Raw genomic sequence first — 20736 nt, 5'->3', positions numbered from 1 at the left:
TGGGGGCTGTTTTGTTGCTGGGCGGCGGTTTGTTGTTGCTAGCGGCGGGCGCAGACATCCTGTAGATCGTCGATGCAGGCGTAGTACTGGAAGCCTTCCATTGTGCTTCTGCCTTCTGGGGTGAGCAAGTACGTCTTGAAGGCGGCGGCAAGCGAACCGGCGTCGGGGAGGCCTCGACTATAGACGTACTCGACTGTCCAGAATGGATAGCCCGCGCGGATATCCTCCAGGGTCGCGGTTCGCCCGTCCAGGCTGATCTGTTTCACCCCCGTGGATTGCTCCACATCGGACACGTCCGCATAGCCGATCGCGTCGTCCTGGGAGCCGACCTGGTCGGTCAGGTCCGCCGTCGAGCCTTGCTCACAGACGATCGGCTTCGTAGTGGGTGTGCCGGGGCGCCGGTCGCGGCAGGAGTCCGAGGTGGCGGTCGCCTGTGCGAGCGGTGCGCCGGGGGTGCCGAGTACGTAGTTTTCCAGCGTCCGCCGGGTACCGGACGACGCGGAGCGGCCTACCACGCGGATTTCCTTGGTGTCACGCGGATTTCCGGTGATATCGCTCCACACCCGTGCGGTGCCGGTGAAGATCCGGCGGGCGTCGGCCACGGACAGGGTGCTGATCGGGACATTCGCACTGACCACGAACGTGAACGGGACGATCGCGAGACGGCTCGGCACCAACTGCGAGAACTGCGGATCGTCGACCCTGCCGTCGGACAGCGCGAGTTGCCCGCGTGGGTTGGTGGTGTCGGCCAGCCGCCGCAAGCCTTCGAGGCTCCCCGGCGTCCGGATCTTGATGGACGACTCAGGACAGTACGCGTGATACGAGCCGGCGAGTTCCGTTGCGGCGCGGCCGAAAGCGCTGGATCCCTCCGCGGCAAGGGAACCCGGTACGCATATTACGCCCTGCGGAAGCTTGGTGAACGGGACGACGTTGTTCAGCAACAGAACCACGGCGAGCGCCCCGGCGCAGAGTGCGGTCAGGCTGCCCCAGAAAAGGGTGTCCGGCCTGATCCGCTCCCGGCCTTCGCGGGTGGTGATCAGGCCGTCGCGGAGCCCGCCTTCGACGGCGATCTGGTGCTTCTTGCCCACCTTCGTGCCGGAGAGCACGATCACCAGCTTGAACGAGTCCCCCCGCTCCAGGCCGATCAACGGCAGTTCCACCCGATCGCCTTGAATCGGCTCGAAATCGTCCTGTTCCAGCAAGTCGTGGAACACGTTCGGCAGTTTGTCGCCCTCGAATTCGGTGGCGTCGAAGGAGATTACTTTCCGGCCCGGGAAATGGAGCGCCAGCGGCGACACGTAGTCGGTCGCCGTGATCTGCGCGCCACCCGTGTTCTTGATCCGGGCCACCACCACACCGGGATCGGCGACGGCGGCCCGTTCCCCTTCCAGGCGAACGGTTTCGCCGACATCCACCTCGAACGGCGCGTCGATCCGCACCCGGCAGGACAGGATCCGCCGCCGACGGGAACGCACGTAGCTGATCAGGGCCGCCACACCGGCCACCACCGTCGCGATCAGCAGACCGTTGATACCGACCGGGCTGATGGCGGCCTCGGCGACCCAACGCCGCTCCGTGATACCCAGCACGAGCGCCACGACCGCGACCACGGCGAGCCCAGCCGAGGCGGCGATTCGCGGTCCGCGGCGCCGGACCGGGGCCGCGCGGTTGATCACCGCTGCGGACAACTGCCGGGCCCCGGCCGACGTCGAGGGCTCGGCTTCCTTGGCCCGGGTGATCCGCCGCTCGGCGAGCGCCACCTGCCCATCGATCCAGGACGGATCCTGTTCCGGGTAAGCCGCCGCGTACAGATCCCGGGTGAGGTCCGTTTTCTGGTCACTGTCCGGCATCGGCACCGACCCCCACGGGCGACTCGCTCGCGTGCCCGCATTCCGGGCACCTGCCCGACATTTCGTCCAGCACATAGGAAGCTTCGAGCACGGCCTCCCACATGGCCTGCCGCGGCCCCTTGCCCCGCTCGGATTCCCCGGCGAGCAGGAACTTTTCGACGATCATCTCCCAGTGGTCCTGGGCGAGCTTCCAGTCACCGTTGTGGCGCAACACGAACCTGATCGCGAAGTAGTGCGGGATCTCGAAGCCGTGCCTGCTGTACTGCAGCCGGTCGAGCAGGGGAATGTGCACGATCCGCCGCGTGCCCGCAACACCGCGCATTCGCCTGATGTTCCGGTTGTCGCTCACTTCGCTGACCACGTAACCGGCCACGGCGCCCGCGAACCCCGTCACCACGAGCCAGCCGGCGAGCGAGAGCGGCAGCGCGAGCGCGGGAGTCGTGGTCTGCCACGGCGAATCGATCTGCACGCTCACGTCGTAGGCCTGCCGGCCGCCGATGACGACCGCGTTGATGACGAAGAGGGCGATGAACCCGCCGAGAATGTAGTACCCGCGGATCCGCAGCCAGTACTGGATGCCGCGGAACCTGCCCAGGCCGCGCCGCCGACGCCGGATCAGGGCCCGCAGCGACTCCCGCGGGGGCGGATCGACATCGTCCGGTTCGTTCACCTCACCGGGTCCGGTCATGTGGCGCGCCGATCCCTTGGCCCCATACCTGAAAACCTACCCGACCTAGATCGTCAACTGAAGGCCGAACCGGTGGCCCAGCCGCGATTCGAGGCTAGGCCGGTTCCGCCGGGAGCGGTCCCGGAAGCCGCGGTCTATTCGTTCGCGACTGGTGCCCAGCCGCCGGCCGGCGTACAACCGGGGTATGGCCGAGCGGGCAGAGCCGCACGCGGTGGTCACGCGCGAGGTGCTGGTGCGCTACCTCGACGCGTGGACCCCGGTCGTGCTCCGGTCGCATCGCCACGCCACCTACGTCGACGCGGGGCGCGGCGATTTCGCCATGCATGCGTTGCGGGTGTTCGGCGAGTTCGCGGACCGGCTCGAAGGGCATCAGCTGGACGTCGTGGTCCTGCGCGAGTCCGCCGATCCGCTCGCCGCCGTGCTGCGTGAACTGGGCGAGCCGCCGGGGTTGTCGCTGCGGTCGGTCGAGGACCCCGGAGACCTGAAGGTGACCGGACCGGCGCTGGCACATATCGACGCGACCGCCGGCAGCACGCTCGACGAAGCGGCCGCGTGGCGGTTGGTCACGTCGCTGACCCCGGGCAAGGCACGCGAGGTGCTGCTGACGTTGCCACCGGCCGGATCCGACCAGGTGAGCGACTACCGGACCCGGTTGCGCAAGGCGGGCCTGACGGCCGCGCTCGCCGTCGAACTGGCCGACGACGACGGGCAGACGCAACTGCTGCTGTTCGCCACCGCGGACAACAAGCATCTCGCGACGTTCAAGAACGAACTGTGGGCCGCCGACGAACTCGCGGGGATCCGCTACCGGGATCCCCGCGACGCCAGGCACACGCCGGTCGACATCTCGCTCAACCCGCAGCTGGTGCCGTTGCGCGCGGCGCTGCTGGACGAACTCGCCCGGCGGGGCCGGTGCACGGTCGCCGACCTGCAGCAACACACATTGCGGGAGACGATCTACCGCCCCGCCGACACCGTCCGGGTGCTGACCTCCGCGGCCACGGCGGGCACCATCACGCGCGAGCCGCCGAAAGGCCGCATGTCGCCTCGCACGGTCGTGAGCTACCGGCCTTAGGCCGACACGGCGTTCAGCACGTCGGCCAGTTCCGTGCCCGCCCCGGCCGGCCTGGAGATGTACAGCTGGGCGTACAGCCAGCCATCGGACTCGAGCCCGTCCGGGTCCACGCCGGCACTCGCGAGCTTGTCCAGGATCTGGGTCCGCTCCTCGTCCGAAGCGAACCTCCGCTGCCGGAAGACGCCGTCGACACCGGCGGTTTCGTAACCCTGCTCGGCCAGCGTCTCCGCGACCGGTTCGTAGGAGAACATCCGCAACACGAAATGCGCCATCCACGGCCGCGATTCGGTCGCGACCCTGGCAATGGTCCGGTCCGTCACGTACCCGATGCAGCCGGTCGAGATGACGAGATCGACATCGGACAGCAGATCCTGTTGCTCCGGCGTCGGATCGTCCTGCTCCAGGTCCGCGTGGATGATTTCGTCGACGAAGCCCGCGGATTTCGCGTAGGCCAGCGCGGGGCCTGAATTGTCGAGACCGATGAAGCGGATCTCTTCGGTGCCCGCGTGCGAGCGAACCCACTTACGGTCGGCCGCGACGAGCGAGTCGTGGTCGAGGGCGAGCGCGTCCTCGCCGGTGTAGTAGTCGTAGAGCTCGTCCATCGTCGCGTCACACCGCTGCAGGACCGCGTTGACGCCGTAAGAACAGCCGACGTCGAGTACGGTCGGCTCCGCGACACCGCGTTCGGCGCGGTATTCCTCGATCAGTTTGGTGAAGTAGGGCTTGGCCAGCTGCGGGATGTGATAACCGACCCCGCCCAGCGTGTCGAAGAAGGCACGAGGATCGGGCTCGGCGTAGATGTGGTCGAAGGAGATCTTGCCTGTCGAATCGAGGGGCACCCTGGTCTCCAGACTGTGGAGCAGCGAATCGCCCGTACGGACGATCTTGTCTTCCACCGTAGTGGGCCCGGCAAGATTTCATTTCCACTCCGGGAAACCTGGCCGCTTTCCCGGACGCTACTGTGGGTGTCGTTGTTGACACTCTGTTGTCTGGAGGACGGCGATGGTCTCGGACACGTCGCAGGTTGACGCCAACGCGCCTGTCGGGGTGGATCCGACGCGGGCGAGCGTGGCGCGGGTCTACGACCACATGCTCGGCGGCAAGGACAACTACGAAGTCGATCGTAAGACTTACGAGCAGATGAAGGCCGCGTTGCCGGAGGTCATCGACGTCGCGCTGGCGAACCGGGCGTTCCTGATCCGGGTGGTCCGCTTCCTGGCCACCCAGACCGACATCACCCAGTTCCTCGACTGCGGGTCCGGGCTGCCCACCGCGGAGAACGTGCACCAGGTCGCGCAGCGCCTCAATCCCGAGAGCAAGGTCGTCTACATCGACAACGACCCGGTGGTGATCGCGCACGGCCGCGCGCTGCTGGCCGAGAACGAGCTGACCGAGTTCGTCGACGGGGACATCTTCCAGCCGCGCGGCATCCTGGAGAACCACGTCGTGCGCACCCACCTGGACTGGACCCAGCCGATCGCGCTGTTCCAGATGGCGACCCTGCACCACCACAAGGGCGACCGGCACGCGCCGGCCGAGGTCATGCGCGAGTACATCGACGCGCTCCCGTCGGGCTCCTACGTCGCGATCTCACACCTGCTGGACCCCGAGACCGAGGACACCAAGGTGGCGCGCCAGCTCGAGGACGCGGTCGCCCGCGGGTCGCTCGGCGGCGCGACCTGGCGCACCCGCGCCGAGATCGCCGAACTCTTCCACGAGCTGGACATCATCAAGCCCAGCACCGTCGCCGAGCCGGGCGTGGTGGAGCTCGTGGATTGGTGGTCGGACGGCCCGATGCTCAAGCCCCGCAATGTGGCGCACCGGATCATCGCGGGCGGGGTCGCCCGCAAGCGGTGACAATGGGGGCGGCCGCCAGCTGATCGCGAAGGAGCACCATGGCCACTTTGCTGCCCGGCGTGACCGCCCGGCGCGTGCCCACCGAGCGCCTGACCGTGAACGTGCTGGAGGTGGCGGGCCGGACCGGCACACCCGTGCTGTTCGTGCACGGCAATGTGTCGTCGAGCCTGTTCTGGCAGGAGACGATGCTCGCGCTCCCCGAGTCGTTCCGGCCACTCGCCCTGGATCTGCGCGGCTTCGGTGACACCGACCCCGAGCCGGTGGACGCCACTCGCGGATTGGACGACTACGCCGACGATCTCGCCGCGCTGGTGGCCACGCTCGATCTCGCGCCGGTACACCTGATCGGCTGGAGCATGGGCGGCGGTGTGCTGCTGCGTTACCTGCTCCACCGGCCGTCGGCGGCCGCGTCGCTGACGCTGGTCAATCCGGTCTCGCCCTACGGGTTCGGCGGCACCTCCGGCCTCGACGGCAAGCTGTACGACCCGGCGGGCGCGGGGACCGGGGGCGGTACGGCGAACCCCGAGTTCGTGCAGCGCCTGGCCGAAGGCGACACCGGCGCCGACTCACCGCTGTCGCCGCGCCAGGTGCTGCTCGCGCACTACGTCAAGCCGCCGTGTGTGCCCGAGCATCTCGACATGCTCGTCGAATCCATGCTCTCGACGCGGATTGGGGACGACCACTACCCCGGTACGAGTGCCACCGGCGACGCCTGGCCTGGTTTCGTACCGGGGGAGCGCGGCGTGCTGAATACCATGGCACCGACGCATTTCCGGATCCCGGATCTGTCCACTGTGGATCCCAAACCGCCGGTGCTGTGGCTCCACGGCACCGATGATGTGATCGTCTCCGACACGTCGTTGTACGACCTGGCGCACCTCGGCTCGATCGGCGTGGTGCCCGGCTGGCCGGGCCCGGGGGTCAGCCCGCCACAGCCGATGGTCGCGCAGACCCGGGCCGTGCTCGACACGTACGGCGCCTACCGCGAGGCCGCCATCCCCGACTCCGGGCACGCCCCACATCTGGACCAGCCCGAGGCCTTTCGCGCCCTCCTGATCGGCCACCTCGAAGCCGCGTGAGTCAGGCCCTGGCCGCGTTCGTCACGATGGCGTCGACGATCCGGGTCCACTCGCCTTCGGGCAGGTTGTGCCCCATGCCCGGGATCACCAGCAACTCGGCGCCGGGAATCGCTTCCGCCGTGGCGCGTCCGCCGCTCACATTGGTCAGCGGATCGTTCTCGCCGTGGATGACGACCGCCGGGACTTTCAGCGTGCGCAGGCCCTCGGTGCGGTCGGCCGCGGTCGCGTTGGCCGCGATCTGGCGCAGCGTGCCGGCCGGGTGGAAGGCGCGGTCGTACTTGGCGGCGGCGCGGCGGGCCAGCTCCTCGTCACTGGTCTGCCCGGGCGTCCCGAGGAGCAGGCGATACAGCTTGACCTCGGCGGCGATCGCCTCCTCACGGTCCAAGCCGGCCACGGGCACCATGGCGGTGGGGTCGTCGAGGGTGGTTCCCCCGACGGCACGGTTGCTCGTGGTCGACATGATCGAGGCGAGGCTGGCCACCAGCTCGGGGCTGTCGATGGCGAGTTGCTGAGCGATACCGCCGCCCATCGAGACGCCGACCAGGTGAACGCGGGGCACGCCGAGCGCGGTGAGCAGCCCGGCGGTGTCGGCGACCAGGTCGGACAGCCCGTAGCGCACGGTGGAAAGATCGCCCGTGAACAGCCCGGCCAGGTCGACATCGCCGAGCTCGTCGAGCCAGGTGGACAGGCCGACATCACGGTTGTCGAACCGGATCACGTGGAACCCGCGAGCCGCGAGGAGTTCACAGAACGCGTCCGGGAACCCGAGAAGCTGTTCACCCACACCCATGATCAGCAGCATCGCCGGATCGGCGGGATCGCCGAACGTCTCGTAACAGAGTTCGATGCCGTTGGACTGTGCAATTGGCACGCCAATTCCCTTCGAGTGAGATGTCGAGCAGGCCGTCTTCCGCCAGCATGGCACTGCCCGCCCACCTCGGCAACGAACGTTCTGTCTGTGGGCGTTACCGGACCTTCTTGACGCGGGTCACACTGATCGCGCCGAAGACGCCGAAGAGTGCTCCGCCGAGGAACAGGCCCAGGTAGCCGAACGAGGCGATGAGACCGGGCGCGGCCACCGGGATGAGCGATTGGGGCAGCGACTGCGCGAGGTTGGCGACACCCAGGTCCTTGGCGGCGGTGTCCGCGCTGGGCAGCACGTCGGTGATCAGGGCCAGTTCGACGGCGAAGAACGCGCCCGAGCCCGCGCCGAGAATCAGCTCCCCGAGGAGGACGACCTCGATCGACGGTGCCAGCGCGATCACGGTCAACCCGACGACCGCGATGACCGACGCGATGATCACGAACAGCTTGCGGCGTTGCAGGCGGTCGGACAGCCAGCCGAGCAGGGGCGCGACGAGGATGATGCCGACCGCGTTGGCGAGGATCGCCTGGAAGACCAGGGTGGGCGCTTCCGCGTCGGAGACCCCGAACTGGGCGATGAGGAAATAAGTCAGGTAGCTGGTCGCGGTGAACTGCGTCGTCGTCAGGAAGAACCGGGTCAGCCAGGCCCAGCCGAGGTCCGGGTACTTCCGGGGGTTGAACACGAAGGAGCTGAACAGGGCCCGGAGATTGAAGGGTTCTCTCGGGCGTTCGACCCGCACGCGGTCCTTGATCGGGACGACCATGGCGACCATCAGCACGACCCCGATCAGGCTGGGCACCAGGTACTGCACGGCGCCGGCGGGGAAGAGTTGCACGAGGAAGGTCGCGGCGACACCGCCGACGTTCTGGGCCAGGCTGATGAAGGACGCCGTCCGGCCGCGTCGTTTGGGATCGATCTGGTCCGGGAGCATCGCGACCAGGGCCGCGAGCGCGAAGTTCAGGCCGACCTGCGCGACGGCCCAGCCCACGAGCACGACCGGCACATTGGGCGCGACTGCGATCAGCAGGATCCCGGCGTAGCCGATGACGGCGCCCGAGAAGATCCACGGCTTGCGCATGCCGAGGCGGCTGGTGGTGCGGTCCGAGAACCGGCCGGCGAGCGGGTTGGCGATGATCGAGAAGAGCGCGCCGATACCGAGAATCAGGCCGAGGTCCGCTGCCGCGCCGTTGAGGTCGAGCTCACGCAACCGGAGGGCGATCGTGATGACGAGCGGGGGGACCAGCGCGATGGTGAAACCCAGGATGGCGAGCGGAATCGCGATCTGGGGGTAGCGCGACTGCCGCGCGCCGGCGCTGCCCGGCACCGAAGTCGGGGCCGTGGTGACGGCCGCCGGATCGGCGTCGGCGGGCGCAGTAAGGGGCTTTGACTCGTCCACGTTGACTTCCCTCTGCAAGCGAGCCGGGGCGTGGTGCCCCGGGCAGAGTCCCACGGTACACCGGAAAAGTTCCAGGTGGAGCTTTTTAGTCCTTGACCGGCCTGAGCAGGTGATCCAGCAGGGCCATGCCCTCGTGCATGTCCACCCGCGGGTCGAGCAGCCACTGCGTCGAGAGGCCGTCCATGGCGGCGATCACCAAGGACGCCGCCACCTCCGGTGAGATGTCGTCCCGCACGGTGCCCGCGGCCCGGGCAAGTCGCAGGATCAGCAGCGCTTCTCGCCGGATGGACTCGTAGCGCTCGACGAAGAACGTGTGCGAGTGCTCGTTGCCCGGCTCCAGGGCCCGCGCGACCATGCTGTGGCGCAGCGCCACGAGGCCGGGCGCGCGCGCCACGTAGTCGTCCAGATGCGCGGCGAAGTCGATCGTTTCCACCACGTCCGGACGGGCATTGGCCAGCGCTTGGCGATCCTTTTCGTGGAGGACCTCGATGAAGAGCTCTTCGCGGGTGTCGAAGTAGCGCCGGAGGGCCGCGTGGCTCACCCCGATCGCTTCGCCGATGGCGCGCAGGCTGGTGCCCTCGAAGCCGAACTCGGCGAACACCTCGATGGTGCGGTCGAGGATCTGCTGGCGGCGAAGAATGCCCTTGGGATACCGGCCGCGTCGTCGCGACGCCGTCTCCGAATCGGTGTCCTGGGGCTCCTCGGCACGCTCGCCCTGCGGCACGTCCGCCTCCTTGTTCGTCGTTCAGTACAACCTACCAGTGAAAAAGTTCCATGTGGAGCTTTTCTGGTACGGTGCGGCTATGCATGACAACGTCGTCCAGGTCGAGCAGCGCGTCGGCAACACCGTCCGCGATCATGTGACGCCCGCCCTGTTCATTCGGACCGCTCCGGTCAGCATCACCGCGTGGGAAGTGCCCGACGAGCCCGTGCCGTTCGCGGAGGCGGTGCAGCAGGAGTTCAAGCCGTTCGAGGTCGGTCAGCCGTGGAGCAAGCCGTGGGGCACCACGTGGTTCCACATCACCGGCTCGGTACCGGACGGCTGGGGGCGAGCGGGTACCACTGTGCAGCTGTTCGTCGATCTCGGGTTTTCCAGTCTCATGCCCGCTTTCCAGGCGGAGGGCCTGATCTACCGGCCGGACGGCTCCATCGTCAAAGGTGTCGAGCCGTTCAACCATGTCGCCGACATCGACGGCACTTCCGTCGACCTCTATGTGGAGGCGGCGTCCAACCCGAACATGCTCGAACACTTCTTCGTCTCGGCACCCGCCGCGGCGGCCGACGGACCGGCGGCTGCCCTCCCGGGGACCTTCATGCCCGCCCCCAGCGGTCACCACGCACGCCTGGGCGACAAGTCCACGGCCGGCTCGGAGCCGATCTACCGGCTGCGCAGCGTCATGCTGATCGAACGTGATCTCGAGGTCGACGCGCTCCTCGCCGACGTGTCCGCATTGACGGGACTCATGCGTGAGCTCGACTCCACCCTCCCGCGCCGGGCGGAGATCCTCCGCGCATTGGAGCGGATGTGCGACACGATCGACCCGGACGATGTCCGGGGGAGTGCGGCCGCGGCCCGGCAGCAGCTCGCCCCCGTCCTGGACGCTCCCGCGTACGCCACCGCGCATTCGATCGTGGCCGTCGGCCACGCACACCTGGACTCCGCGTGGCTGTGGCCGACGAGGGAGACCGTCCGCAAGTGTGCCCGGACGTTCTCCAATGTCCTCGACCTGATGGACATCGACCCCGACTTCACCTTCGCCTGCTCCAGCGCACAACAGTTCGCGTGGGTGAAGGAGTACTACCCGCAGCTCTTCGAACGCATCCGGCAGCGGGTGGCCGAGGGCCGGTTCATCCCGGTGGGCGGCATGTGGGTGGAGAGCGACACGAACATGCCGGGCGGCGAAGCGCTGGTGCGCCAGTTCGTGCACGGGCAGGGATTCTTCCTCCGCGAATTCGGATCGATCTCGCGCGAAGGCTGGCTGCCCGACTCGTTCGGCTTCAGCGCCGCCTTCCCGCAGATCGCCCGCTCCGCCGGCACGGACAGCTTCCTCACCCAGAAGATGTCCTGGAACGACACGAACAAGATGCCGCACCACACCTTCTGGTGGGAGGGCATCGACGGCAGCCGGCTGTTCACCCACTTCCCGCCGAACGACACCTACGGGTCGGACCTCGGTGCCGCCGATCTCGCCAAGGCGCAGCGGCAGTACGCCGAGAAGGGGGCGTCGAACGTCTCCATGACGCTGTTCGGCTGGTACGACGGGGGCGGCGGGCCGACCCGCGAAATGATCGCTGCCGCGCGCCGTACCCAGGACCTCGAAGGTTCCCCGCGGGTGACTCTCGGTTCGCCGCACGACTTCTTCACCGAGGCGAAGGCGAGCCTGCCCGATCCCGATGTCTGGACGGGGGAGATGTACCTCGAAACCCACCGGGGCACCTACACCTCACAGGCCAGGACCAAGCGCGGCAACCGGCGGAGCGAGCACCTGCTCCGCGAGGCCGAACTGTGGAGCGCGACGGCCGCCACCCGCGGGCTGATCGAGTACCCCTATGAGCAGCTGGACGCGATCTGGCGCACGGTGCTCCTCCAGCAGTTCCACGACATCCTGCCCGGCTCCGCGATCGCCTGGGTCCACGACGAGGCCGAGGAAAACTACCGGCGCATTGGGGACGAACTCGAAGGCCTCATCGCGGCCGCCCAGAGCGCGCTCGCCGGGAATGGGGACGCGACGGTCGTGTTCAATGCGGCACCGGTTGCCGACGAGGGGGTCCTGCCGTTGGGCGCGTCCATCCTCGCGTCCGACAGCCCGGACCTCGGCGCGCTGGTGCGGCCGGCCGCCGTCGCCGGTGGCTACGTCATCGAGAACGGCCGGATTTCCGCGCGTTTCGACGAGGCGGGATTGCTGGTCTCGCTGGTCGAAGCCCAGTCGGGTCGTGAGCTGATCCCGGCCGGTGAGGCGGGGTCATTGCTGCAGGTCTTCCGGGACAAGCCCGTCATGTTCGAAGCGTGGGACATCGACCGCTCCTACGCCAATACCGTCACCGAGCTGCGGACTCCGGACGCGGTCAAGATCGTCGACGACGCGCTGACCGTGACCCGCACGTACGGCAACTCAGAGATCGTCCAGCGCTTCCGGCTCGCCGCCGGCGCCGCCGAGCTCCAGATCGAGACGGCGGTCGACTGGCACGAGCAGGAAAAGCTGCTCAAGCTCGCGTTCCCGGTGGATGTGCGCGCCGACTATTTCGCCTCGGAGACCCAGTTCGGGCACGTGCTGCGGCCGACCTTCGCGAACACGTCGTGGGACGCGGCGCGATTCGAGACGGTCGCGCACCGCTGGGTGCACGTCGGCGAGCCGGGATTCGGCGTGGTGGTCGCCAATGCGTCCACCTACGGACACGATGTGACCCGGTCGACACGCGAGGATGGTGGCACGACCACCCTGGTCCGCCAATCCCTGCTGCGCGCACCGAAGTTCCCGGATCCCGACGCCGACCAGGGGTCCCACGTCTTCCACACCACGATCGGCTTCGCCGCGACGGTGCTCGAAGCGGCGGCCGCCGGCTACCGGCTCAATCTGCCGCCGCGCAGCGTGCGAGGAAACCCGGCGAACGTCGTCGATCCGATCGTGACGGTCTCAGCACCGTCGGTGCTCGTCGAATCAGTCAAGCTCGCCGAGGATCGCTCCGGCGATCTCATCGTCCGGCTGTACGAGGCGCAAGGCGCCCGGGCCGCGATCACCGTCGGGTTGGGGACGCCGTTCTCCTCGGCGTGGCGGACCGATCTGCTCGAACGGGACCTGGGCGAACCGGCCTGGCGAGGCGACGAGACGGTCAGTCTGGAGCTGCGTCCGTTCCAGATCGCGACCATCCGCGTGCGACCGTAACGCCGAGGTGGTTCGCTCACGCCGTCGGAAGCGCGAGCGAACCACCTCGCTTCCAAGTCAGATCTGGTTCTCGCCGCCGTCGACGTAGAGGTTGGCGCCGAGCATGAAGCTGCTGTCCGCGGAGGCCAGGAAGGCCACCGCGGCCGCGACCTCGTCCACCCGCCCGATCCGCCCGATCGCGATCCGGGCACCCTCACTCGCCTTGAAAGCCGCCGCGTTCTCCTCGCCCATCAGTTCGGTGACCCCCGAGGTGTCGATCGGCCCTGGCGAGATGGCGTTCACCCGGATGCCACGACCCGTGAGCTCGTTCGCCCACGCACGTGTGAACGCCCGCAGGGCCGCTTTGGACGCGGCGAAGGCGCCGAACCCCGCGGTGCCGTTCTCGGCGGCGGTGGAGGCGTTGATGATCACCGAGGCGCCCTCGTTCAGCACCGGAAGTGCTTTCTGCACGGTGAAAACCGTGCCCTTGACGTTGACGCCGAAGAGGTAGTCCAGATCCTTCGCCGTGATCGTCTCGATGGTCCCGAACGACGCCGTGCCCGCGTTGGCGAACAGCACGTCCAGTCCCTGGCCGCGAGCCGCGACCTGCTCGTAGAGGCGGTCCAGGTCGTCCGGGTCCGTGATGTCGCCCGGCACCGCCGTCACGTTCTGGCCGATGACCTCCACCGCCTCGTCCAGCTCGGCCTTGCGCCGGCCGGTGATGAACACGTGCGCACCCTCGGCCGCCAGCCGGGCGGCGCTGGCCCTGCCGATCCCCCGGGTGCCCCCGCCGGTGACGACCGCGGTCTTGCCTTCCAGCCTGCGCATCTCTGACCTCCCTATTTTTCGGCACCGATCGGTGCCGAATGCGACGCTAGCACTTATGCACCGATCGGTGCACAAGGGGTACGATGCGGTGGTGGAGAAGGCGCAGCTGGGTCGGCCACGGGCGTTCGACGCCGAGGCGGCCCTGGAGAAGGCCATGGTGGTCTTCTGGGAGCAGGGTTACGAGGGGGCCAGTCTCGTCGACCTGACCGAGAGCATGGGCATCTCCCGCAAGAGCATGTACGCGGCGTTCGGCAACAAGCAGGAGCTCTTCCGCAAGGCGTTGCAGCGCTATTCGGAAGGCCCGGGCGCCTACGTCCTCGAAGCGCTGCGCGCCCCCACCGCCCGCGAGGTGGCCGCGGTGTTCCTCGCCGGCTCGACCCAGGCCAATACCCGGCCCGGGTTCCCGGCCGGCTGCCTGGGGGTGCAGGGCGCGCTGGCCGTCGGTGAAGGAGGACGGTTCGCGCGCGACACCCTCGCCGAATGGCGCGCCCACGGCCAGATGCACCTGCGCGACCGGTTCCGGCGGGCCGTCGAGGAGGGCGACCTGCCCGCCGACGCCGATCCCGACCTGATCGCCCGCTACCTCATGACGATCGCGAACGGGATGTCCGTGCAGGCAGCGGGTGGCGCGGCCCGCGACGACCTCCGGCAAGTGGCCGACGCCGCGTTGCGGAACTGGCCGCCGGCCTGAAAGTGAGGACGGTCTCCGGCCGCCGCGGCAGCCTTGACCGGAAAATACGCTACGCGTAGCCTATTTGGATTCCGCTGCTGGCGATGGAGTCAACCGTGAATTCCGAACAGGACCGGGCACCGCGACGTCGCGGACCTGCGCGCGGCCTCAGTCGTGAGCAGGTGGTGGGCGCCGCCCTCGACGAGTTCCAGGAGAACGGCATCGACGCGGTGTCCTTCCGCGGCGTGTCACGCCGGCTGGGCGTCAACCCGATGGCGCTCTACACCTACGTCGCCGACAAGGACGAGTTGCTCGCGGCCGTTTTCGACCACGTCGTGGCCGGGCTGGGGGAGCTGTTCCCGCCCGAGGCCGGCGATCCGAAGCAGGAACTGACCGCGTTCTACACCGCCGTGTTCCGGCTGATGGTCGAGTACACCGATCTGGCCCGCCTCGTGCGGCCGGCGATCGTGGGGACGGACCTGGACCTCGCCGAGCGCGTCTACCGCATGCTCGCCGACCTCGGCGTCGCCAAGGCGCGGATCGCGGACGTCCACCTGGCCCTGCTCGACCTGACCATCGGCAGCGCGATCACCGCGGGCGTCCGGGTGCCGTCGGCGAACGAGGCCGACGCCGGGCCCGACCACCCGCTGCTGTCGGCGGTGCTCCGGCGATTCGACGAACTGGATGCCGAGGACCACTTCGCGGGTGCGTTCGCATTGGTCCTGGACGCACTCGTGACCCCTGAGCCTCCGAGGTAGCCCCGATGTCCCTACGATGGATGCGGCTCGTCCGACTTCGCCACCAGCTCGTTGATCGCGTCGACGTCGAGGATGCGGTCGAGGATCAACTTCGCGCCGCCGGTGGTCTCGGCGTGCTCGCCGGCCTCGCCGACCCGCAGGTCGAGTGCGTCGGCCACGACGGGCAAGCAGGAGCGGAAGACTTCCGCGCGGATCGCGCCCGCGTAGACCGGGATGACCGCGAGCCCGCCACCGAGCACGACGCTGTCCGGGTTCAGGAAGTTCACGAACTCCGCGAGCCGCTCGCCCACGAGGCCACCCGCCTCGCGGAGCGCCCCGACCACACGCGGATCACCGGTACCCGACAGCGGAGCGAGGTCCGCGGTCCCCGCCACGTCGTAACCCTCCCGCTGCAGGCGGCTCACCAGCGCGTGGCCACTGGCCACGGACTCGAGACATCCCTTGTGCGCGCAGGTGCAGTCCACCACCGAGGGCGCCGATGTCGGTGAGTGGCCGATCTCCCCGGCGGCGCCGCGGGTACCCGTGAACAACGCCCCGGCAGCGATGATCCCGGCGCCGATGCGGTCACCGACCTTGACGGCGAGCAGGTTGCGGACCGAGCTCGGCGCGCGCTCGTACTCCGCCACGGCCAACAGGTTCGCGTCATTTTCGAGCAGGATCGGAATGCCGCTGTGCCGGCGCAGTTCGGCGGCGAGGTCGACCCGCTCCCACCCGGGCAGCTGCGCCGAGGCCGCGACGGTGCCGCGGTTCGGATCCACCGGCGCGGGCAGCCCGAGCGCGAGACCGGCCACCGTTCGCCACGACGACCCCGCCTCTCGGACGAGGTCTTCGATGCGAGTCCAGATGGCAGCGAGAACGACGTGGGGCCCGTCGCGGGTCTCGATCTCCAGTGAACTCTGTAAGCGGACTTGGCCTCGGAAGTCCGCGAGGGCGATGTCGACCCGGGAAGCGTTGATCACGGCGGACGCGACGAGCCCACCGTCGGCTCGCACGCTCAATGTGCGTGGCGTACGGCCGGTACGACGTCCCGGTGCGCCCGTCTCCTCCAGCAGTCCGGCCCGGATCAGCCCTTCGACTCTCAGCGAGACGGTCGACGGTGCCAGCCCCGACCAGCGGGCGATCTCCCCTCGGCTGCACGCGATGCCACGCCGGACGACGTCGAAGATCACTCCCGCCGAGGTGTTCCCGGCACCCCGCGCCACCGGTGCGATCGCGCTCATGACCCGAGCGTATCCATCCCGGCATCGGACAGACCGGTCGCTCCGGCCGGCAGTAGCGCTCCGAGACGACCGGCGACCGGTCCGAGCTCGGCAATCTCCACCCGCGGTCTCCTTCTGTACAGTCCTTGTATTCGAAAATCGACTATTGACAACCTATGATCGAATGTTAAAGTTCGATTGTCAAATAGATCTTGAACACCCGCGGCCGCCCCGCCCGACACCTCCGAGGTAACCCACATGTCCCTACGACGGATGCGGCAGGGCGAGCCGAAACGCTCTACGCGCAACGGATCCGGTGCGCGAATCTGGCCCGTGCTGGCGTCGATGTTCTTGATCAATGTGGCCGGCTACGCGGCTGTCGGCGGGGTGCTCTCCGTCCTGTTGCCGACCCAGGTCAGGCTCATTGCCGGGGACGGGGCTCCATCAGCGCTGGCGCTCGTCACCGGGGTCAGCGCGATCGCCTCACTGGCCGTGCCGCCCATCGTCGGGCTGCTCTCCGATCGCACGCGGAGCCGGTGGGGACGGCGAACCCCGTGGATCCTGTTCGGCGGCCTCGCGACGGCCGCCTCCCTCCTCGTGCTCGGCGTCGCCGGATCGATCGCCTGGCTGCTTGTCGGCTGGTTCCTGGTCCAGGGCACCGTGAACATCGGGCTCAATGTCGTGCTGGCGACCATCCCGGACCGGATCCCGCCGCGGCGCCACGGTCTCGCCAGCACCGTGCAAGGGCTGGGGCTGCCCGTCGGGAGTGTGATCGGGGTGCAGCTCGGTGCGCTCTTCGTCAACTCCGCCCTGGTCGGCTACGTGGTGCTGGCCGCGGCCTTCGCGCTCGCCGCGGTGGTCTCGGCGTGGCTGGCCCGGGAGGCGCGGCACGGTGCGCCGGACGAGCGCCCGCAACGGAATATGGGTGCGGAACTGCGGCAGATGTTCGCCAGCCTCCGCTTTCGCGACTACCGCTGGGTTTTCGTGTCGCGGGCCGTGCTCTATCTCGGCTACAACATGATCAACGGGTTCACCCTCTACATCCTGCAGGACTTCATCGACCCGCCTGCCGGCGTGACGGCGGCCGACGGCGTCGCCACGTCACTGACGATCAGCCTGGTCTTCGTCACGGTGGGCACCATCGTCGCCGGCCCCCTCGTGGACCGCTTCGGGCGCCACCGTGGCTTCGTGCTCGTGTCGTCGCTGCTGCTTTCCGCCGCGCTGTTCATCCCGCTGGTGTGGCAGACGTGGTCGGCGTTCCTGGTCTGCACCGGGCTGAGCGGTTTCGCATTGGGTCTCTACCTCGGGGTCGACCTGGCGCTGGCGACCCTGGTGCTGCCGAAGGCCGGCGACGCGGGCCGTGACCTCGGCGTGTTCCACATCGCCCTGAACGCACCCCAGGTGATCGCCCCGTTCCTCGCGTCGCTCGCGGTGACGACCCTCGGCGGCTATCCGGCGTTGTTCCTGTTCGGCGGCGCCATCGCACTGATCGGTTCGTTCGCGGTCCTGCGAGTCCGTCCGGCGGCCGTGTCCGAGCAAGACCCTCGTTGGGAGAACGCATGACCGAGAACGAGCACCGCGCGGCAGCCGAGGCGGCGATTCGCCGGCTCAGTGGGTTGCCCGAGCACGCCGTCCGGGTGCGCCTCGGCGCGGAGATCGGCGACGGGTTTCGTGCCCGGTCGGCCGGTGGCGTGCTGACCGTCGCCGCCTCCGGCGCCGGTGCGGCCGTTGCCGGGTACGCCGCGTTCGCACGCCGGACGGGTGTCGCCCACGTCTCGCGGCTGGGCACCCGGCCGGTCGACCGTGCGCTGCCGGAGGATGTGGAGGTCGCCGGCGACGCGACGATCGGCCGGAGGGTTGCCTACAACCTGACCGTCGGCGGGTACACGACCCCGTTCTACGACTGGGCGCGATGGGAACACGAAATCGATCTCCTCGCGGCGAGCGGGGTGACCGCGGCGCACCTCACGCTCGGCCAGGAATTGGTCTACCTCAACACGTTCCGGCGGTGCGGCTACGAGGAGCAGGAGCTCCTGCGGTGGCTGGGGCCACCGTCACACCAGCCGTGGCTCTGGCTGAACAACATCCAGAACTTCGGCCAGGGCACCAGCAGGACTCTCGTCGACGACCGGGCGGCCTTGGCCCGCAAGGTGATCGAGCGGATGCGGGAACTCGGCATCGCCGCGATCCTGCCGGGGTTCAGCGGTACGGTTCCGCCCGGTTTCAGCGAGCACCGCGCCGACGCCCGCACCGTCCCGCAAGGCCGCTGGTTCAAGGACGTCGTCGGCCCGATCCGGCCCGACTGGCTCGACTCGACCACCGACGCCTATGCCGCGGTGGCGGAGATGTTCTACGCCGAGCAGCGGGCCGCGTTCGGCACGACGGGAATGTGGGCGGTGGACCTGATCCACGAGGGCGGCCACACCGGAGGCGCTGATCTCGGCTCGGCGGCCCGCGGCGTCCAGAAGGCGATGGCGGCCGCCGACCCCGACGCCATCTGGGTCATGCAGGCATGGGCCGGGAACCCTCGTCGTGAACTGCTCGAAGCCATCGACACCGATTGCGTCGTCGTCATCGACCTCACCGGTGAGGACCACGCTGAGGACGGGTTCGGCGGGGCCGAGTGGGTGCTGGGCATCCTGCCCAATTACGGCGGCCGGACGGCCCTTTACGGCGATCTCGCGGATGTGGCCGCCCTCCCGCGCCGGTGGCGTGGCGACGCCCGGCTGCCCGGGCTCGCGGGGCTCGGCGACATGGCCGAGGGCGTCGGGAACAACCCCGTCCTGTGGGACCTTTTCCACGACCTCACTTGGGCGGACGGCCCCCTCGACCTCGGCCAGTGGGTGCGAGACTGGACGGCCTCGCGATACGGCGCGGCCGACTTACAAGCGGACGAGGCGTGGCGGATCCTCCTGCGCACCGCCTACGGGCCGTGGCGGCATGGAGAGCGGGGTGGTCTGCCCGCCGAGACCGCGCAGGCCTTGGCCGGAATGCCGGTCGACGCCGCGGATGTGCGTGGCGTGCCCGAGTTCGCGGCGATGCTCGACCAGGTGGAGGACGCCATGTCCGAAGCCTCTTCGCCCTACGCCAGCACCGATTCGGTGATCGCGGCGGTGCCGAGTCTGGACGCGAACCAGGCCAGCTTGGTGGGCCCGCGAGCCGTCGCGTACCCGGAGGGTGCCCTGATCCCGGCGCTGCGGGCGTTGCTCGATGCCGCCGGGCGGCTGGACTCGCCGGGGATGTCCTACGACCTCGTCGATCTCGCCCGCCAGGTCGCGGACGACGTGGCGCGGACCGCCGTGCACAAGGTCGCGGCCGCCGCGCGAGCGCGTGATCTCGGGGCTTACGACGCCGCCGCCCAGCGGTTGCTCGACCTGATCGACGCGCAGGACGCCGTGCTCGGCACGAACGAGCATTTCCTGCTGGGCAAATGGGTCGCCGACGCGCGTGCGTGGGGGACGGGGGAGGACGAACGGGCCTATCTCGCCACGGAGGCCAAACGGATCCTGACCTCGTGGGGCTATGCGGACTCGACCGTGCTGGCCGAATACGCGACCCGTTCGTGGGCCGGTCTCGTGGGCGACTACTACCGCTCCCGATGGGCGCTCTGGCTGAGTGAAGTCCGCGCGACCCTCACCGGCGGGCCGACCCGGCCGATCGACTGGTACGCCGAGGCCGACCGCTGGAACGGGGCGGACACCACCTACCCCGACCGCCCGAACGGCGACCCCCGAACAGCCGCGGCCGCGGTCCTCGACCTCGCCGTCCGGATCGTCCAGGACTCGTGAAGGTGGTTCGCCGGGTCTTCACCCCCGGATGTGGGCTTGCCAGAACGAGGTGAGCGCGCGTGCGGCGCCGGCGGGGTCCTGGGTCATCCACCAGTGCCCAGCGCCTTCGAGGACGGCGACTTCGGCGCCGGCGCGGGCTGCCGATCGGCGGCGCATTTCGACCGAGCCGACGAAGTGGTCTTCGGTGCCGAGGACGGCCAGACCGGGTCGTGCCGCCGCGGCGGCGAGGTCGCGTCCCAGTTCGGCCATCACCGGTTGGGCCGCCGAGCGGTAGAAGGCGAGGATCGCCCGGCCCATCTCGGGGCCCTGGGCATCGGCCAGCTGCTCGGCGATGGCCCTGTCGATACCCCTGGTGACCATGCGCTCGGTGCGGTCCTCACGCGTGCCGCCCATCAGGTCGGCGACCGATTTCTCGCCGGCCCCGGGCGTCTGCCACCCCCGGGCGAGGTCGTGCCAGGTGTAGTCCGGGTCGAACACGCCCAGTGAGTCACTGACCCAGCTCGCCAGCAGGTCGGGCCGTGTCATCGCGACGGCGACGACGGTGCTCCCGCCGACGTCGTGCCCGACCAGGTCGACGGGCTCACCCAGCGCCTCGAGTTCGGCGACGAGCCAGTCGCGGTAGTCGTGGACGGTGCAGCCGAAGCCGTCGGGGATCGGTGAACCGAACCCGGGAGGGGACAGGCGCACGACATCGTCCCGGCCCAATTCGGCGCACAACAGGTCCCAGATCGCGGCTGCCTCGGGGTTGCCGTTGACGAACACGGCGGTCATCTCGTCTCCTGCCTCAGATGTGGATGCGACCCCTTCCAGCCTAGTTACT

The 20736-nt window shown here is 69.0% G+C and carries 17 protein-coding genes; 8 read left to right on the top strand and 9 right to left on the bottom strand.

Going from position 1 to position 20736, the window contains the following annotated elements:
- Nucleotides 1-38: 38 nt before the first annotated feature.
- On the bottom strand, nucleotides 39-1850 hold the full coding sequence (locus tag LOZ83_RS29965) for a PstS family phosphate ABC transporter substrate-binding protein (protein ID WP_236795084.1): 1812 nt from the start codon (nucleotides 1848-1850) through the stop codon (nucleotides 39-41).
- Entirely contained in the window at nucleotides 1837-2538 is a 702-nt protein-coding gene (locus LOZ83_RS29960; RefSeq protein ID WP_236795083.1) for a DUF6313 family protein, read from the bottom strand. Before LOZ83_RS29960 ends, LOZ83_RS29965 begins: the two co-directional genes overlap by 14 nt.
- 184 nt (nucleotides 2539-2722) lie before the next feature.
- On the opposite strand from LOZ83_RS29960, the gene LOZ83_RS29955 reads away from it, so the two are divergent.
- Complete coding sequence (locus LOZ83_RS29955; protein ID WP_236795082.1) at nucleotides 2723-3613, top strand: hypothetical protein; 891 nt, start codon at nucleotides 2723-2725, stop codon at nucleotides 3611-3613.
- Here LOZ83_RS29955 and LOZ83_RS29950 read toward each other — a convergent pair.
- A complete protein-coding gene (locus LOZ83_RS29950) occupies nucleotides 3610-4452 on the bottom strand; it encodes a class I SAM-dependent methyltransferase (protein WP_236795080.1) in 843 nt (280 codons plus the stop codon). The genes LOZ83_RS29955 and LOZ83_RS29950 overlap by 4 nt on opposite strands.
- A gap of 163 nt (nucleotides 4453-4615) precedes the next feature.
- Between LOZ83_RS29950 and LOZ83_RS29945 the strand changes: the two genes are divergently transcribed.
- Nucleotides 4616-5470 (top strand): SAM-dependent methyltransferase, encoded by an 855-nt coding sequence (locus LOZ83_RS29945; protein WP_236795079.1) that lies wholly within the window; start codon nucleotides 4616-4618, stop codon nucleotides 5468-5470.
- A gap of 38 nt (nucleotides 5471-5508) precedes the next feature.
- On the top strand, nucleotides 5509-6549 hold the full coding sequence (locus LOZ83_RS29940) for an alpha/beta fold hydrolase (protein ID WP_236795077.1): 1041 nt from the start codon (nucleotides 5509-5511) through the stop codon (nucleotides 6547-6549).
- A 1-nt stretch (nucleotide 6550) separates the two neighbouring features.
- Here LOZ83_RS29940 and LOZ83_RS29935 read toward each other — a convergent pair whose 3' ends face one another.
- From LOZ83_RS29935 to LOZ83_RS40580, 3 genes are all read right to left on the bottom strand, one after another.
- On the bottom strand, nucleotides 6551-7420 hold the full coding sequence (locus tag LOZ83_RS29935) for an alpha/beta fold hydrolase (RefSeq protein WP_236795076.1): 870 nt from the start codon (nucleotides 7418-7420) through the stop codon (nucleotides 6551-6553).
- A 94-nt stretch (nucleotides 7421-7514) separates the two neighbouring features.
- Nucleotides 7515-8810: an MFS transporter gene (locus LOZ83_RS29930; protein ID WP_236795075.1), complete on the bottom strand. Its 1296-nt coding sequence runs from the start codon at nucleotides 8808-8810 to the stop codon at nucleotides 7515-7517.
- A gap of 85 nt (nucleotides 8811-8895) precedes the next feature.
- Nucleotides 8896-9534 (bottom strand): TetR/AcrR family transcriptional regulator, encoded by a 639-nt coding sequence (locus tag LOZ83_RS40580; protein ID WP_236795074.1) that lies wholly within the window; start codon nucleotides 9532-9534, stop codon nucleotides 8896-8898.
- 79 nt (nucleotides 9535-9613) lie between these two features.
- On the opposite strand from LOZ83_RS40580, the gene LOZ83_RS29920 reads away from it, so the two are divergent.
- Complete coding sequence (locus LOZ83_RS29920) at nucleotides 9614-12694, top strand: glycoside hydrolase family 38 C-terminal domain-containing protein (RefSeq protein ID WP_236795073.1); 3081 nt, start codon at nucleotides 9614-9616, stop codon at nucleotides 12692-12694.
- 57 nt (nucleotides 12695-12751) lie between these two features.
- Here LOZ83_RS29920 and LOZ83_RS29915 read toward each other — a convergent pair whose 3' ends face one another.
- Nucleotides 12752-13501 (bottom strand): SDR family NAD(P)-dependent oxidoreductase, encoded by a 750-nt coding sequence (locus tag LOZ83_RS29915; protein WP_236795072.1) that lies wholly within the window; start codon nucleotides 13499-13501, stop codon nucleotides 12752-12754.
- A 91-nt stretch (nucleotides 13502-13592) separates the two neighbouring features.
- On the opposite strand from LOZ83_RS29915, the gene LOZ83_RS29910 reads away from it, so the two are divergent.
- Both LOZ83_RS29910 and LOZ83_RS29905 read left to right on the top strand, forming a co-directional pair.
- Nucleotides 13593-14192, top strand: coding sequence for a TetR/AcrR family transcriptional regulator (locus tag LOZ83_RS29910; protein WP_236795071.1), 600 nt, complete (start codon nucleotides 13593-13595; stop codon nucleotides 14190-14192).
- A gap of 95 nt (nucleotides 14193-14287) precedes the next feature.
- Nucleotides 14288-14929, top strand: coding sequence for a TetR/AcrR family transcriptional regulator (locus LOZ83_RS29905; protein ID WP_236795070.1), 642 nt, complete (start codon nucleotides 14288-14290; stop codon nucleotides 14927-14929).
- Between the two features lie 11 nt (nucleotides 14930-14940).
- Here LOZ83_RS29905 and LOZ83_RS29900 read toward each other — a convergent pair whose 3' ends face one another.
- On the bottom strand, nucleotides 14941-16149 hold the full coding sequence (locus tag LOZ83_RS29900; RefSeq protein WP_236795069.1) for an ROK family protein: 1209 nt from the start codon (nucleotides 16147-16149) through the stop codon (nucleotides 14941-14943).
- A gap of 237 nt (nucleotides 16150-16386) precedes the next feature.
- Between LOZ83_RS29900 and LOZ83_RS29895 the strand changes: the two genes are divergently transcribed.
- Both LOZ83_RS29895 and LOZ83_RS29890 read left to right on the top strand, forming a co-directional pair.
- On the top strand, nucleotides 16387-17691 hold the full coding sequence (locus tag LOZ83_RS29895; protein WP_236795068.1) for an MFS transporter: 1305 nt from the start codon (nucleotides 16387-16389) through the stop codon (nucleotides 17689-17691).
- Nucleotides 17688-19916, top strand: a complete 2229-nt coding sequence (locus LOZ83_RS29890; protein ID WP_236795067.1) for an alpha-N-acetylglucosaminidase — start codon at nucleotides 17688-17690, stop codon at nucleotides 19914-19916. The genes LOZ83_RS29895 and LOZ83_RS29890 overlap by 4 nt, the downstream gene beginning before the upstream one ends.
- A gap of 18 nt (nucleotides 19917-19934) precedes the next feature.
- On the opposite strand, the gene LOZ83_RS29885 is transcribed toward LOZ83_RS29890, so the two are convergent.
- On the bottom strand, nucleotides 19935-20687 hold the full coding sequence (locus LOZ83_RS29885; RefSeq protein WP_236795066.1) for an alpha/beta fold hydrolase: 753 nt from the start codon (nucleotides 20685-20687) through the stop codon (nucleotides 19935-19937).
- Nucleotides 20688-20736: the final 49 nt, after the last annotated feature.

Origin of the sequence: Amycolatopsis sp. GM8 (assembly GCF_021653975.1) — a bacterium.
In the GTDB taxonomy this organism is placed as follows: Bacteria; Actinomycetota; Actinomycetes; order Mycobacteriales; family Pseudonocardiaceae; genus Amycolatopsis_E.
The sequence above is the reverse complement of the archived record's forward strand: the minus strand, read 5'-3'. Positions and strand labels throughout refer to the sequence as shown.

What these genes read in the sequence shown, in the direction of transcription:
- LOZ83_RS29920 (WP_236795073.1), top strand. Translation starts at nt 9,614, where the DNA reads ATGCATGACAACGTCGTCCAGGTCGAGCAGCGCGTCGGCAACACCGTC.
- LOZ83_RS29955 (WP_236795082.1), top strand. Translation starts at nt 2,723, where the DNA reads ATGGCCGAGCGGGCAGAGCCGCACGCGGTGGTCACGCGCGAGGTGCTG.
- LOZ83_RS29965 (WP_236795084.1), bottom strand. Translation starts at nt 1,850, where the DNA reads ATGCCGGACAGTGACCAGAAAACGGACCTCACCCGGGATCTGTACGCG.
- LOZ83_RS29915 (WP_236795072.1), bottom strand. Translation starts at nt 13,501, where the DNA reads ATGCGCAGGCTGGAAGGCAAGACCGCGGTCGTCACCGGCGGGGGCACC.
- LOZ83_RS29900 (WP_236795069.1), bottom strand. Translation starts at nt 16,149, where the DNA reads ATGAGCGCGATCGCACCGGTGGCGCGGGGTGCCGGGAACACCTCGGCG.
- LOZ83_RS29940 (WP_236795077.1), top strand. Translation starts at nt 5,509, where the DNA reads ATGGCCACTTTGCTGCCCGGCGTGACCGCCCGGCGCGTGCCCACCGAG.
- LOZ83_RS29960 (WP_236795083.1), bottom strand. Translation starts at nt 2,538, where the DNA reads ATGACCGGACCCGGTGAGGTGAACGAACCGGACGATGTCGATCCGCCC.
- LOZ83_RS29945 (WP_236795079.1), top strand. Translation starts at nt 4,616, where the DNA reads ATGGTCTCGGACACGTCGCAGGTTGACGCCAACGCGCCTGTCGGGGTG.
- LOZ83_RS29895 (WP_236795068.1), top strand. Translation starts at nt 16,387, where the DNA reads ATGTCCCTACGACGGATGCGGCAGGGCGAGCCGAAACGCTCTACGCGC.
- LOZ83_RS29885 (WP_236795066.1), bottom strand. Translation starts at nt 20,687, where the DNA reads ATGACCGCCGTGTTCGTCAACGGCAACCCCGAGGCAGCCGCGATCTGG.
- LOZ83_RS29890 (WP_236795067.1), top strand. Translation starts at nt 17,688, where the DNA reads ATGACCGAGAACGAGCACCGCGCGGCAGCCGAGGCGGCGATTCGCCGG.